Raw genomic sequence first — 15,167 nt, forward strand, 5'->3', positions numbered from 1 at the left:
AAATCTAATCAAGTTTATTAGGACAACAAATATTGTACAAAAATCAATCCCCCAAGCATTAAGTCTAGGGGGATTTTTCTATAGGAGGGCTAGTTTAGTTCTCTTTTTTGTTTTTTAGCAAGAACCCGAGACCTAGAAGGGCAAGGAGACTAATTCCTGCAAACAGGAGTTTGTTATCGTTGAGCTTCCTGTATTTGAATTAGTTATATCTAGCTAAGCAAAGGTTATACAGTAGCAGTATTAGCTGACCCATTCACCGTTTTCATTGACCAAATAGCCTTCAACTCTTGTATTAACTGCAAGTTTACCTGATGAATCAACATAGTACCATTTGCCAGAAACTTCAAACCATTGATTTTCTTTCATAGCTCCTGATGGATCTAGATAGTACCAAGTATCTCCATCCTTAACCCAACCGGTTGACATAGAACCGTTACTATTTAGGAAGTACCAAACATTACCATCTTTCACCCAGCCAGTAACCATAGAGCCATCATCTTTTAGGTAATACCAAGTATCTCCATCTTTTACCCAACCAGTAGCTAGAGAACCGTCTGCTTTATGGAAATACCAGATACCATTTTCTTGTTTCCAACTAGCTTTAGTTGTCTGATTTGGAGTTTCCGATTTCTTATTTGTATAAGCTGGAGTATAGGAAGTGACAATAGTTTGAGTAGGCGTAGATGGAAGTGATTGAGTATTATTGTCCTTATGTGGTTGTTGAGCTTGTGAATCAGTTGTAGCTTGGCTAGGTTTATTTTCTGCATCAGCTACTGTTGCAGATGGTTTAGTAGAATCAGGTCTAGCTTCTGGAGCTGGATCTTGATGTGCAGGGAGAGAAGCTTCATTTTGATGTTCAGGCTTGGAAGGGCTTGAGTCTGGTTTCTCTTCTGCAGTTGACTCATGGCTAGTTCCATTTTGAGAGACTCGAAGAACAGTAGCTGTAAGGGCATTCAATTTCAAGCCTTTTTCAGTCCATTCAAGTCCTTTCGGGTTGGCAATTCCGACTGGTCCTGCTTGGTTCTCATCTGCCAAAACTTCAGCATTTCTTAGATGGGCAAAGGCAGTTCCCAAATTAAATTCGCGAGCTTTTTCGTCCGCATTGACAAAGACTGCGTAGATATCACCGTTTGGAGCAGTGATTTGGTAGCCAATCACTACATCCTCTTTTTCTACACCATTTTGACCTGGGACAGTGATGAGGTGGACACGGTCTTTAATATCTTGGAGACTCTTAAGTCGGAAGGCATCTGTAGATTGACGAAGGGCAATCAAACCTTTCATGTAGTCACGGCTCTTGACATTTTCAGGATATGCTTTTCCATCTGTAGCCTTAGTCCAGTCAAACTTGTTGACTGCATCGCTAGAATCGTAAGAGTCATGGATGAAGTAAGGATAGTCAAACGGATTGCCATCCTTATCACGCAACAAGTGAGATTTGTTTGGTTGTTTGTCCTCTGCTACTGGAGTCTTGTAGGCTGGGTCACGGAATTGTTTGGTGCGACCATATTCCTGACCAGAGTGGATAAATGGAGTTCCTTGAGCTGTCAAGACCATGAGGTTTCCAAGTCGCAAACGACGGTGGATTTCAGCATAGTTCTCAGCCTTGCTTGGGTCTTTTTTGATAGATTGGGCAATGATGTCAAAGAGGGTCAAGTTATCATGGGCTGCGATATACTGGATAACATCTCCAGGGCTGTCAGCTTCAAAGTTGGTTGGTTGAGCAATGAGATTTTTGAAGATAGTGTTGATATCACGCTTGCCGCCTGTGATAAAGGCAGGTTGACCTTCGTTTGGATAACCAGATTTGAGGTTGTTACGGATGTCATCTGAAAAGACAGCGACAGTATCGGTATGTTTCATCCAATCTTGGTCAGCAGCTTTAGTAGGCATATTTTCATCACCAGCATAGGTTCTCCAACCTTCACCAAGCATGATAAGGTTTGGATTGAGGGCGCGTGCAGCCTTGTAAGCTTCTTCGATAGAAGCGGCGTCATGGTCTCCCATCATATCGAAACGGAAGCCATCCACTTTGTAGGTATCAACTAGATATTTGATAGAATCAACTAGTAGGCGTTTGGTCATATGGTGAGTTGTTCCCAAACGTCCACCACCAAAGCTAGTTCGAGGTGTTCCGTCAGCATCCATAAAGTGGTAGTAGTTTGGTTCTAAATCTTCAAAGATATCGACCTTGGCTGTGTGGTTATAAACGACATCTAGGATAGCTCCCATGCCACGTTTGTGGATCTCGTTGATGAGGTTTTTAAATTCTGCGATTCGTTTTTCTGGATTTTTAGGATCGCTTGAATACATACCAGTCAAGGAGAAGTAGTTTTGAGGGTCATATCCCCAGTTGTAGTTGCTGTTGCTTGAAGCATAGTCAGACAAGCGTTCATGGTTTTTCAATTCATTGACAAAGTAGTAAGACAAGACTGGAAGGAGCTGGATGTGGGTTACACCTAAGTCTTTGAGATAGTCTAGTTTTTCAATGAAGGCTTCAAAGGTACCAAATGGTTTGGTCAAGTCTTTTGCAATGGCAGGATCTGAAGTGAAGTCACGCACATGAGCTTCGTAGATAACGGCATCTTCACGAGTCTTGAAGTTGTGAATCTTACCATAAGTCAAGTCTTGAGGTCCTAGTTTAGCTGGATTTACAAAGGCGGCTTTAGCCACTTTATGGGAAGCGTCTGTTTTTGCAAGATCGCTGTTCCAAGCAGCGAGAGATTTAGCGTAAGGATCGAGTGCAAGAACAGTTTTACCTTGACGCTCGATTTGGTATTGATAATAGTATCCAGTGAAATCTGTGATTCCGAGTTTGTTTGTGCTATCTAGAGTTTGTTTCCAAGTTCCTCTTTCTCCTTTTTCAAGAGCGACAGTTCCAACCACTTTTTCAGGGTCATTCTTGTCGTAGACAACGACAGAAACCTTATCAGCACTTGGTGACCAAAGGGTTAAATCAACTTGTTTTCCTTCTTCTTTGAGGTCAGCTCCAAGTTTGCCATCATAACTGTATGTCTCATCTTTAAGTCGCCAGCTTGTTTTGGTAGTGAATTGGTCGGAATTGTAGCTAACAGTATAGGGATGTTTTGTGTCCGAGAAATCTCCGCTGTAAGTCACTTTCTTACCAGCTTCATCGATTGCAACATCAGTGATAGTTACCTTGTTTCCTAGGTGATTAGTGATGTTGGAGTGCTTGAGGATATCCTCTTTTTTAGCACCAACAAGTGTTGAAAAACTACTTTCAATGCTAGAAGTTCCTACGTGTTGAGCCCCTGTCATGCGGATATCATGGACATAGTATGGATTTGTGTAAATCGTTTCGTCATCATCTTTTAGGAAAATTTGGCTATGATTTTTCAAATCTGTGAACTTATAATCTTCTTTACGGATTTTCACGTCGTCTCCTTGTTTGTTTCTGTCTAGTAATAAAAATCCAAGATCTTTAGCTGCATCTTTGAGTGGAATATCGATATAGCGACCATATTTGCCAGTAGCCGTAAAGTCTGTTCCGTTAGGCCATTCACCACTACTTGGCTCTTTCACATCTCCCCAGTACCAGAGAGATTTCTTGTCATAGTTGCCATCTGTGCGGTAGTAGTTGACGCGAACAGTTCCTGCAGGTTGTGGTTCGTAAGAGAAAACCTTGTAATCTTGGTCCAACCAAGCCTCATTCATCTTTGGTGCCAGTTTTTCTACAGATTTATCGCCGGTTAGATTTTTTCCAGCTGTATTGTTGATGAGGAAGCTAATTTTCTTGGCTTGTTCTCCCTTTAATTTGACATCTAGGTAGTAGCCGTAGTCATCTTTTTTGGCATCCTTGAAGGACAAGGCTCCGTTTGGCCAATTTTCAGATGGTTTTTCAACATCATCCCAAGTCCATAGTCCTTGAGCATCCTTGTTTTCTTCAGGAAGTTTTTTGACATGGATACGGAAGTAGTTGTCTTCGATTGGCTCTTCTGCCTTAGTTTCAGTTGCTACTGGACTAGTAGAAGTAGTTGGCTCATTTGAACGATCTTGTCCGGATTGTGGTGCTGAATCGGCGGGAGTTGCAGCAGAAGTTGTTGGCTCTGTTGCAGGTTTTTCTTCTTTTTTCTCTAGGGAAGCGTTTGCATTGTTAGGTGAAGAAAAATCGCTTTCGTTCTTGCCAGCGATGTTTGTTGCATCAGTAAGAGGTTGGGCAAGGGCAGTAGTGGTTTCACTATTACTTGCGTTAGTGGTTGGTGTACTTTCGTTGGCTGAGATAGTTGGGGTAGCCATGGCAAGTAGGACAAGACTTGCTCCGATAAGGACAGAACCAGTCCCATTTTTGAGGGAACGGATGCTGTAAACCATTTTTTTCTCAGTTTGAGATGGTGTTTTTCTCATAATGATTCTCCAATCAATAAATTTTTATACCAGTATAGCATGCAGTAGGAAATAGTGCAAGCGTTTTCTTTGGTTTGTCAAAGAAATTCTTACTTTTGAGAAGTTTTCCGTATTATTTTATATATCAGTATAAATAATGGAAATAATACTCAATGAAAATCAAAGAGCAAACTAGGAAACTAGCCGCAGGCTGTACTTGAGTTCGGCAAGGCGACGTTGACGTGGTTTGAAGAGATTTTCGAAGAGTATAAAAATGTCACATAAGACAAGACGTATTATTAGGAAGATGATGTGTTCCCAGCTATTTTTATTCAGAAATTGCTCTCTAATATTTCTTTAAAAAGTTCATCTAGCGAAACTATAAATAGGAAGAGAAAAAGCAAGCGCTTCTCAAGTTTTATCTAGTTTCCAAACTATAGTATTTACTGGAAATTTAAAGAAAATATCAGAAAAATTCAGCAAACGTTTTCTTCTTATTTTCTTGACTTTTTTGCTGATTTGTGCTTGACTTTTACTTGAAATTTGATAAACTATAGACAAATAGGAAAACGTATTCATTTAAAAACGGAGGAATAAGGAATGAATCAAGAAAAACGTTTGCATCGCTTTGTCAAAAAGTGTGGACTCGGTGTGTGTAGTGCTGTTGTTGCGGCCTTTTTATTGAGCGCTCAGGGAGTAGCTTTGGCTACAGAGCAAGGGAATCGTCCAGTTGAGACAGAAAACATCGCTCGTGGAAAACAAGCTAGTCAAAGTTCTACTGCTTATGGAGGAGCTGCTACACGAGCAGTGGATGGTAATGTTGATAGTGACTATGGGCACCATTCTGTAACGCATACAAACTTTGAAGACAATGCTTGGTGGCAAGTCGATCTTGGAAAAACAGAGAATGTTGGAAAAGTTAAACTTTACAATCGTGGAGATGGGAATGTAGCTAATCGTCTTTCTAATTTTGATGTTGTTTTGTTAAATGAAGCAAAACAAGAAGTTGCTCGTCAACACTTTGATAGTTTGAATGGGAAGGCAGAACTTGAAGTTTTCTTCACCGCCAAAGGCGCTCGTTATGTAAAAGTGGAGTTGAAAACTAAAAATACCCCATTGAGCTTGGCAGAAGTGGAAGTATTCCGTTCAGCAACAACTCAAGTTGGACAGGATAGAACTGCACCAGTAGTAGATCAAACATCAGCATTGAAAGACTACCTTTTTGGCTTAACTTATAATCCTTTAGATATTTTAACTCGCAAGGGAGAAACCTTAGAAAATCGCTACAACACAAGTGCTAAGGAACAAAATGGAGAGTTTGTCGTTGTAGAAAAAATCAAGAAAACCCTCTCTACAGGCACAGCAGATGTTTCCATCAATGGAAATCAAAATGTCTTCCTAGGTGGCTTGTATAAAGCAAACCAAAATCTGCTAGAAAATCAGCCAGAATTGATTAGTCTTGCCCGTGCAAAGGGGACAGTCAGCGTCGATTTACCTGGTATGATTCAGTCTGACAGCCGAATTGAAGCAGTTCCTACAACTAGTGGTATGCAGTCTGCGATGAATACCTTGGTTGAAAGATGGACAAAGAATTACTCATCTAGCCATTCCGTTCCTGCCCGTGTTCAGTATGAATCAACTACAGCCTATAGCATGAATCAATTGAAAGCAAAATTTGGTGCAGACTTTGAAAAAGCAGGCGCACCGCTCAAGATTGACTTTGAGGCTGTGCAAAAGGGTGAAAAGCAAATTGAAGTTGTAAACTTTAAACAAATCTACTATACAGCGACATTTGATGCACCGACCAATCCAGCAGCTGTATTTGACAAGAGTGTGACACCTGAAGATTTAAAACAAAGAGGCGTTGATTCACAAACTCCACCTGTATATGTATCAAACGTTTCTTACGGACGTCAAATCTATGTTAAGTTTGAGTCAACAAGTAAGTCTACTGAATTAAAAGCAGCTATTAATGCGGTTATCAAAGGTGCAACAATTGCTCCAAATTCTGAATGGAGCCGTCTATTGAAGAATACTTCTGTAACAGCGGTAATTGTAGGAGGTAATGCTAGCGGTGCCGCCAAAGTTGTCACAGGAACAGTCGAAAACTTGAAGGAACTCATCAGAGAAGGAGCTAACTTTAGCGCTCAAAGTCCAGCTGTGCCAATCTCATATAAGACTGCCTTCCTAAAAGATAATGCCCAAGCAACTTTACAAAATAGTACAGACTATATCGAAACGAAGGTTACTTCTTACAAAAATGGTTTCTTGAAACTTCATCATAAGGGTGCTTATGTTGCGCGTTACTACATCTATTGGGATGAAATTACATATGATGAACAAGGCAATCCAGAAATCCGTTCACATCAATGGGAAGATAACGGAAAAAACAGAACTTCAGGTTTCCAAACAGAGATTCAATTTAGAGGAAATGTCCGTAATCTTCGTATCAAGGTTCAAGAAAAGACGGGTCTTGTATGGGAACCATGGCGTACAGTTTACAATCGCACAGACTTACCACTAGTACAACAGCGTACAATTACACATTGGGGAACAACTCTAAACCCTAAAGTTGATGAAAAAATTGTGAATGAGTAACGATTTGATTTACTTGATTCGATAGTAAACAGTGAAGAGGAGAAACTTCGATTTCTCCTCTTTTATGATTGGCTTTTGAGAGAATGAAAAGGGTAACTTCTATAGCAGATTGAAACTAGAATAGTACGTTGTTGCTATTAAAACATTTCTAGAAATTAAGTTGACTTTCCCAATAGATTTGTTCATATCTTATTTCAATTCAATATAAAACTAACTTCCAGTTTTCCACAACCTAGCTTTTAGTATGAGAAAAATGCGTTGTTACAGACATAAGGAGCTTTTTGAGAAGTGGGCAATCCGTGCAATCAGATTTGATAGATGTTGGATGCATGATGCCGATTGCGCTTGATTTCCTTTGAAATCGTTGACGGGTCTTTTCCCGTCTTCTCAACGATGGAACGAAAAGTCTCAGACTTAATTCCACCATAAAAATCCGTTTTAGACTAATTTCCACTTCGGCAAGTCAAGTGGAAGTTACTTTGAGAAGTTACCTACGAAAAAAATTACCAAAAACCTACTGAATCCCTTGAAAAATCTAGCTAAATAGGGTATAATATGAGTAATCATTTGTCGTAGGTTTTGTCTGAAATATTGTCCAGACAAGGCTCACAGCAGTTAAATCTTCTGAAAAAGTCAGATTTAGCTGCTCTTTTTGTGCTTTTTTTCAGGATTTTGAGTGCTTGTAACAAAGATTTAAAGATTCTGAAAATTCATCAAGAGGACACGGTGATAGGGGTTTTTAAAACCATATGACGATTAGAAAAGCCTGATTGACAAGGCTTGGAACTTATTTACAAAGGAGAATCATCTTGGCAGGACATGACGTTCAATACGGGAAACATCGTACCCGTCGTAGTTTTTCAAGAATCAAAGAAGTTCTTGACTTACCAAATTTGATTGAAATTCAAACTGACTCATTCAAAGATTTCCTAGACCACGGTCTTAAGGAAGTGTTTGAAGATGTATTGCCAATTTCAAACTTCACAGACACAATGGAGTTGGAATTTGTTGGATATGAAATCAAGGAACCAAAATACACGCTAGAAGAAGCTCGTATCCATGATGCTAGCTACTCAGCACCAATTTTTGTAACCTTCCGCTTGATCAATAAAGAAACAGGCGAAATCAAGACCCAAGAAGTTTTCTTTGGTGATTTCCCAATCATGACAGAAATGGGTACCTTCATCATCAATGGTGGTGAACGTATTATCGTTTCTCAGTTGGTCCGCTCGCCAGGTGTTTACTTTAATGACAAAGTAGATAAGAACGGTAAAGTGGGCTACGGTTCAACTGTTATCCCTAACCGTGGAGCTTGGTTGGAACTTGAAAGTGACTCAAAAGATATCGCCTACACTCGTATCGACCGTACTCGTAAGATTCCATTTACGACATTGGTTCGTGCGCTTGGTTTCTCAGGTGATGATGAAATCTTTGATATCTTTGGTGATAGCGAATTGGTTCGCAACACTGTTGAAAAAGATATCCACAAGAACCCAATGGACTCTCGTACTGACGAAGCCTTGAAAGAAATTTACGAACGTCTTCGTCCAGGTGAACCTAAGACTGCTGAAAGCTCACGTAGCTTGCTTGTAGCTCGCTTCTTTGACCCACGTCGCTATGACTTGGCAGCAGTTGGTCGTTACAAAATCAATAAAAAACTCAATGTTAAAACACGTTTGCTCAACCAAACCATTGCTGAGCCATTGGTAGACCCTGAAACAGGAGAAATCTTGGTAGAAGCTGGTACAATCATGACTCGTAGCGTGATTGAAAGTATTGAGAGCCATTTGGATGGTGATTTGAACAAGATTGTTTACATTCCAAATGATGCAGCCGTTGTGACTGAGCCAGTTGTTCTTCAAAAATTCAAGGTTGTTGCACCAACTGATCCAGACCGCGTCGTAACCATCATTGGTAATGCAAATCCAGATGACAAGGTTCGTATCGTAACGCCTGCAGATATCCTTGCTGAAATGAGCTACTTCCTCAACTTGGCTGAAGGACTTGGCCGTGTAGATGACATCGACCACCTTGGGAACCGTCGTATCCGTGCGGTTGGTGAATTGCTTGCCAACCAAGTACGCCTTGGACTTTCTCGTATGGAACGTAATGTCCGTGAACGTATGTCTGTTCAAGACAACGAAGTCTTGACACCACAACAAATTATCAATATCCGTCCTGTAACAGCTGCGGTTAAAGAATTCTTTGGTTCATCACAGTTGTCACAGTTCATGGACCAACACAACCCACTTTCTGAGTTGTCTCACAAACGCCGTTTGTCAGCCTTAGGACCTGGTGGTTTGACACGTGACCGTGCTGGATATGAAGTACGTGACGTGCATTATACTCACTATGGTCGTATGTGTCCAATCGAGACACCTGAAGGACCTAACATCGGTTTGATCAATAACTTGTCATCTTACGGACATTTGAACAAGTATGGTTTTGTTCAAACACCATACCGTAAGGTTGACCGTGAAACAGGTGTTGTCACGAACGAAATCGTTTGGCTGACAGCCGATGAAGAAGATGAATTTACTGTAGCACAGGCTAATTCTCGTCTGAATGAAGATGGAACCTTTGCTGAGAAGATTGTCATGGGACGTCACCAAGGGGTCAACCAAGAGTATCCAGCTAATATTGTTGACTACATGGACGTTTCACCAAAACAGGTAGTTGCCGTTGCGACAGCATGTATTCCTTTCTTGGAAAACGATGACTCCAACCGTGCCCTCATGGGAGCCAACATGCAACGTCAGGCTGTGCCATTGATCAATCCTCAAGCACCTTACGTTGGTACTGGTATGGAATACCAAGCAGCCCACGACTCTGGAGCTGCGGTTATTGCACAACATGGCGGTAAGGTTACTTATGCGGATGCTGACAAGGTAGAAGTTCGTCGTGAAGATGGTTCCCTTGATGTTTACCACATCCAAAAATTCCGTCGTTCAAACTCCGGTACTGCTTATAACCAACGTACTCTTGTTCGAGTTGGCGATGTCGTTGAAAAAGGCGATTTCATCGCTGATGGGCCTTCTATGGAAAATGGAGAAATGGCGCTTGGACAAAACCCAATCGTTGCCTACATGACTTGGGAAGGTTACAACTTCGAGGATGCCGTTATCATGAGCGAACGCTTGGTGAAGGACGATGTCTACACATCTGTCCACCTTGAAGAATACGAATCAGAAACACGCGATACAAAGCTTGGGCCTGAAGAAATCACTCGCGAAATTCCAAACGTTGGGGAAGATGCCCTTAAAGACCTTGACGAAATGGGTATTATCCGTATCGGTGCTGAGGTTAAAGAAGGTGATATCCTTGTAGGTAAAGTAACACCTAAGGGTGAGAAAGACCTTTCAGCTGAAGAACGTCTCTTGCACGCTATCTTCGGAGACAAGTCTCGTGAAGTGCGCGACACTTCTCTTCGTGTACCACACGGTGCCGATGGTGTCGTTCGTGATGTTAAAATCTTTACACGTGCCAATGGAGATGAGTTGCAATCAGGTGTTAACATGCTGGTTCGCGTCTACATCGCTCAAAAACGTAAGATCAAGGTCGGAGATAAGATGGCCGGACGTCACGGAAATAAAGGGGTTGTCTCTCGTATCGTTCCTGTAGAAGACATGCCTTACCTTCCAGATGGAACTCCAGTCGATATCATGTTGAACCCACTTGGGGTGCCATCACGTATGAATATCGGTCAGGTTATGGAGCTTCACCTTGGTATGGCTGCTCGTACTCTTGGTATTCACATCGCAACACCAGTCTTTGACGGAGCAAGTTCTGAAGACCTTTGGTCAACTGTTAAAGAAGCTGGTATGGATAGCGATGCCAAAACAATCCTTTACGATGGACGTACTGGGGAACCGTTTGATAACCGTGTTTCTGTCGGAGTCATGTACATGATCAAACTCCACCACATGGTTGACGATAAATTGCATGCGCGTTCTGTCGGACCTTACTCAACTGTTACCCAACAACCACTTGGAGGTAAAGCTCAGTTTGGTGGACAACGTTTCGGTGAGATGGAGGTTTGGGCTCTTGAAGCCTATGGTGCATCAAATGTCCTTCAAGAAATCTTGACTTACAAGTCTGACGATATCAACGGACGTTTGAAAGCTTATGAAGCCATTACAAAAGGAAAACCAATTCCAAAACCAGGTGTTCCAGAATCCTTCCGAGTTCTTGTCAAAGAATTACAATCTCTTGGTCTTGACATGCGTGTCCTAGACGAAGATGACCAAGAAGTGGAACTTCGCGACTTGGATGAAGGAATGGACGAAGATGTCATCCACGTAGATGACCTTGAAAAAGCCCGCGAAAAAGCAGCCCAAGAGGCTAAAGCAGCCTTTGAAGCTGAAGAAGCAGAGAAAGCAACAAAAGCGGAAGCAACAGAAGAAGCTGCTGAATAAGAATAAGCAGTTCACTTAGAATAGAAAGGGAAGAAATAGTGGTTGATGTAAATCGTTTTAAAAGTATGCAAATCACCCTAGCTTCTCCAAGTAAAGTCCGTTCATGGTCTTATGGAGAAGTCAAAAAACCTGAAACAATCAATTACCGTACCTTGAAACCAGAACGTGAAGGACTCTTTGATGAAGTTATCTTTGGTCCTACAAAAGACTGGGAATGTGCTTGTGGTAAGTACAAACGCATTCGTTACAGAGGGATTGTTTGTGACCGTTGTGGGGTTGAAGTAACGCGTACAAAAGTTCGTCGTGAGCGTATGGGACATATCGAGTTGAAAGCTCCTGTATCTCACATCTGGTACTTCAAGGGAATTCCAAGCCGTATGGGCTTGACCCTTGATATGAGCCCTCGTGCCCTCGAGGAAGTTATCTACTTTGCGGCTTATGTGGTGATTGATCCTAAGGACACACCACTTGAGCACAAGTCTATCATGACAGAGCGCGAATACCGTGAGCGCTTGCGTGAGTATGGTTATGGATCATTCGTTGCCAAAATGGGTGCCGAAGCCATCCAAGACCTTTTGAAACAAGTAGATCTTGAAAAAGAAATTGCTGAACTCAAAGAAGAGTTGAAAACAGCAACTGGACAAAAACGTGTCAAAGCCATCCGTCGTTTGGATGTTTTGGATGCCTTTTACAAGTCTGGAAACAAACCTGAATGGATGATTCTCAACATCCTTCCAGTTATTCCACCAGATCTTCGTCCAATGTTGCAGTTGGATGGTGGCCGTTTTGCCTCATCTGACTTGAACGACCTTTACCGCCGTGTTATCAACCGTAACAACCGTTTGGCTCGCTTGCTTGAGTTGAATGCACCAGGTATCATCGTTCAAAATGAGAAGCGTATGCTTCAAGAAGCGGTTGACGCTTTGATTGACAATGGTCGTCGTGGTCGTCCAATCACAGGACCAGGTAGCCGTCCACTGAAATCATTGAGCCACATGCTTAAAGGTAAACAAGGACGCTTCCGTCAAAACTTGCTCGGTAAACGTGTTGACTTCTCAGGACGTTCCGTTATCGCCGTTGGTCCAACGCTTAAGATGTACCAATGTGGTGTGCCACGTGAAATGGCGATCGAGCTCTTTAAACCATTCGTGATGCGTGAAATCGTTGCGCGTGATATCGTGCAAAACGTTAAAGCAGCTAAACGCTTGGTGGAACGTGGAGACGAACGCATCTGGGATATCCTTGAAGAAGTGATCAAAGAACACCCAGTACTTTTGAACCGCGCACCTACCCTTCACCGTTTGGGTATCCAAGCCTTCGAGCCAGTCTTGATTGATGGTAAGGCCCTTCGCTTGCACCCACTTGTCTGTGAAGCCTACAATGCTGACTTTGACGGGGACCAAATGGCCATCCACGTACCGCTTTCAGAAGAAGCCCAAGCAGAAGCTCGTATCTTGATGTTGGCTGCTGAGCACATCTTGAACCCGAAAGATGGGAAACCGGTTGTTACTCCATCTCAGGACATGGTTTTGGGTAACTACTACTTGACCATGGAAGAAGCTGGTCGTGAAGGTGAAGGAATGGTCTTCAAGGACCGTGACGAAGCGGTTATGGCTTACCGCAATGGTTATGTTCACCTCCACTCACGTGTTGGTATCGCAACAGATAGCCTCAACAAGCCTTGGACAGAAGAGCAAAAACACAAGGTCTTGCTTACAACGGTTGGTAAAATCCTCTTCAACGACATCATGCCAGAGGGTCTACCATACTTGCAAGAACCAAATAATGCTAACTTGACAGAAGGTGTTTCAGCTAAATACTTCTTGCCACTTGGTGGAGATATCAAGGAAGCTATCAGCAATCTTGAACTTAACCCTCCATTCAAGAAGAAAAATCTTGGAAATATCATCGCTGAAATCTTCAAACGTTTCCGTACGACAGAAACTTCTGCCCTACTTGACCGTATGAAGAACCTCGGTTACCACCACTCAACTCTTGCAGGATTGACAGTGGGTATTGCAGATATCCCAGTCGTTGATGACAAGGCTGAAATCATTGAAGAATCACACAAACGTGTAGAACAAATCACAAAACAATTCCGTCGTGGTATGATCACAGACGACGAGCGTTACAATGCTGTTACAGCTGAATGGCGTGCTGCCCGTGAAAAACTAGAGAAACGTTTGATTGCCAACCAAGATCCTAAGAACCCAATCGTTATGATGATGGACTCAGGAGCCCGTGGTAATATCTCAAACTTCTCACAGCTTGCCGGTATGCGTGGTCTGATGGCTGCTCCGAACGGACGTATCATGGAATTGCCAATCCTTTCAAACTTCCGCGAAGGTTTGTCGGTACTCGAAATGTTCTTCTCAACTCACGGTGCCCGTAAAGGTATGACCGATACGGCCCTTAAGACAGCCGACTCAGGTTACTTGACTCGTCGTTTGGTTGACGTTGCCCAAGACGTTATCATCCGTGAGGACGACTGTGGAACTGACCGTGGTCTCTTGATCCGTTCTATCGCAGAAGGAAAAGAGATGATCGAGTCTCTCGAAGAGCGTCTCAATGGTCGTTACACTAAGAAAACTGTTAAACATCCAGAAACTGGTGCAGTTATCATTGGTCCAAATGAATTGATTACAGAAGACAAGGCGCGTGAAATTGTCAATGCTGGTGTGGAAGAAGTGACTATCCGCTCTGTATTTACATGTAACACTCGTCATGGTGTCTGCCGTCACTGTTACGGTATCAACTTGGCGACTGGTGATGCAGTTGAAGTTGGTGAAGCAGTTGGTACAATCGCTGCCCAATCTATCGGGGAACCTGGTACACAGCTTACAATGCGTACCTTCCACACGGGTGGGGTTGCCTCAAATACCGATATCACTCAGGGTCTTCCTCGTGTCCAAGAAATCTTTGAAGCCCGCAATCCTAAAGGGGAAGCGGTTATCACAGAGGTTAAAGGACAAGTTACCGCTATCGAAGAAGATGCATCAACTCGTACCAAGAAAGTCTTTGTTAAGGGTGAAACTGGCGAAGGTGAATATGTCGTTCCATTTACCGCTCGTATGCGTGTCGAAGTTGGAGACCAAGTAGCGCGTGGTGCTGCTCTTACAGAAGGTTCTATCCAACCAAAACGTCTCCTTGCTGTTCGCGATGTCTTGTCAGTTGAAACTTACCTTCTCGGTGAAGTACAAAAAGTTTACCGTAGCCAAGGGGTAGAAATCGGTGACAAACACATCGAGGTAATGGTTCGTCAAATGATCCGTAAAGTCCGTGTCATGGATCCAGGAGATACAGACCTTCTCATGGGTACCCTTATGGATATCAATGACTTTACAGATGCTAACAAAGATGTTCTTATCGCAGGTGGAGTTCCAGCGACTGGTCGACCAGTCCTTATGGGAATTACCAAAGCCTCACTTGAAACGAATAGTTTCTTGTCAGCGGCTTCCTTCCAGGAAACAACTCGTGTCCTTACTGACGCAGCTATCCGTGGTAAGAAAGACCATCTCCTTGGACTTAAGGAAAATGTTATCATCGGTAAGATTATCCCAGCAGGTACTGGTATGGCCCGTTACCGTAACCTTGAACCACATGCTATCAACGAAGAAGAATACCTTAATCCTCCAGTAGAGGAAGAAGGAAATGAAGAAACAACAGAAGTAGTTGTGGATACTGCCGTTGAAACTGTGGAAGAAACAGTAGAATAAAAGAGAATGAGAGAACCTTCGGGTTCTCTCATTCTCTTTTCTGAAAACTTTCTCCATTTTTCCATGAAATGTGGTAAAATAATACTCAATGAAA

General features: G+C 42.5%; 4 protein-coding genes and 2 pseudogenes. 3 read left to right on the top strand and 3 right to left on the bottom strand.

The annotated features are described in order from the left end of the window. Positions 1–240: 240 nt before the first annotated feature. Together HT724_RS10370 and HT724_RS02575 are read right to left on the bottom strand one after the other, a co-directional pair. The gene (locus tag HT724_RS10370; RefSeq protein WP_078748274.1) at positions 241–576 is read right to left on the bottom strand and encodes an N-acetylmuramoyl-L-alanine amidase family protein; all 336 of its coding nucleotides are present in this window, start codon (positions 574–576) and stop codon (positions 241–243) included. After that, positions 543–4,365: pseudogene (locus tag HT724_RS02575) on the bottom strand (pullulanase). Before HT724_RS02575 ends, HT724_RS10370 begins: the two are co-directional and overlap by 34 nt. A gap of 579 nt (positions 4,366–4,944) precedes the next feature. Between HT724_RS02575 and HT724_RS02580 the strand changes: the two are divergent. Beyond that, complete coding sequence (locus HT724_RS02580; RefSeq protein ID WP_173276161.1) at positions 4,945–6,942, top strand: thiol-activated cytolysin family protein; 1,998 nt, start codon at positions 4,945–4,947, stop codon at positions 6,940–6,942. A 257-nt stretch (positions 6,943–7,199) separates the two neighbouring features. Here the strand turns inward: HT724_RS02580 and HT724_RS02585 are convergent. After that, a pseudogene (locus HT724_RS02585) lies at positions 7,200–7,361 on the bottom strand (helix-turn-helix domain-containing protein); the annotation flags it as partial. Between the two features lie 390 nt (positions 7,362–7,751). Between HT724_RS02585 and rpoB the strand changes: the two are divergent. Both rpoB and rpoC read left to right on the top strand, forming a co-directional pair. Then, positions 7,752–11,357, top strand: coding sequence for a DNA-directed RNA polymerase subunit beta (gene rpoB, locus HT724_RS02590; protein WP_173276162.1), 3,606 nt, complete (start codon positions 7,752–7,754; stop codon positions 11,355–11,357). A gap of 38 nt (positions 11,358–11,395) precedes the next feature. Further along, positions 11,396–15,073 carry a DNA-directed RNA polymerase subunit beta' gene (rpoC, locus tag HT724_RS02595; protein ID WP_173276163.1) on the top strand — a complete coding sequence of 1,226 codons (3,678 nt, stop codon included), beginning with the start codon at positions 11,396–11,398 and terminating at the stop codon, positions 15,071–15,073. The last annotated feature ends 94 nt before the right edge of the window (positions 15,074–15,167 follow it).

The sequence above is a fragment of the Streptococcus sp. k-402 genome (assembly GCF_013277515.1).
Lineage (GTDB): Bacteria > Bacillota > Bacilli > Lactobacillales > Streptococcaceae > Streptococcus.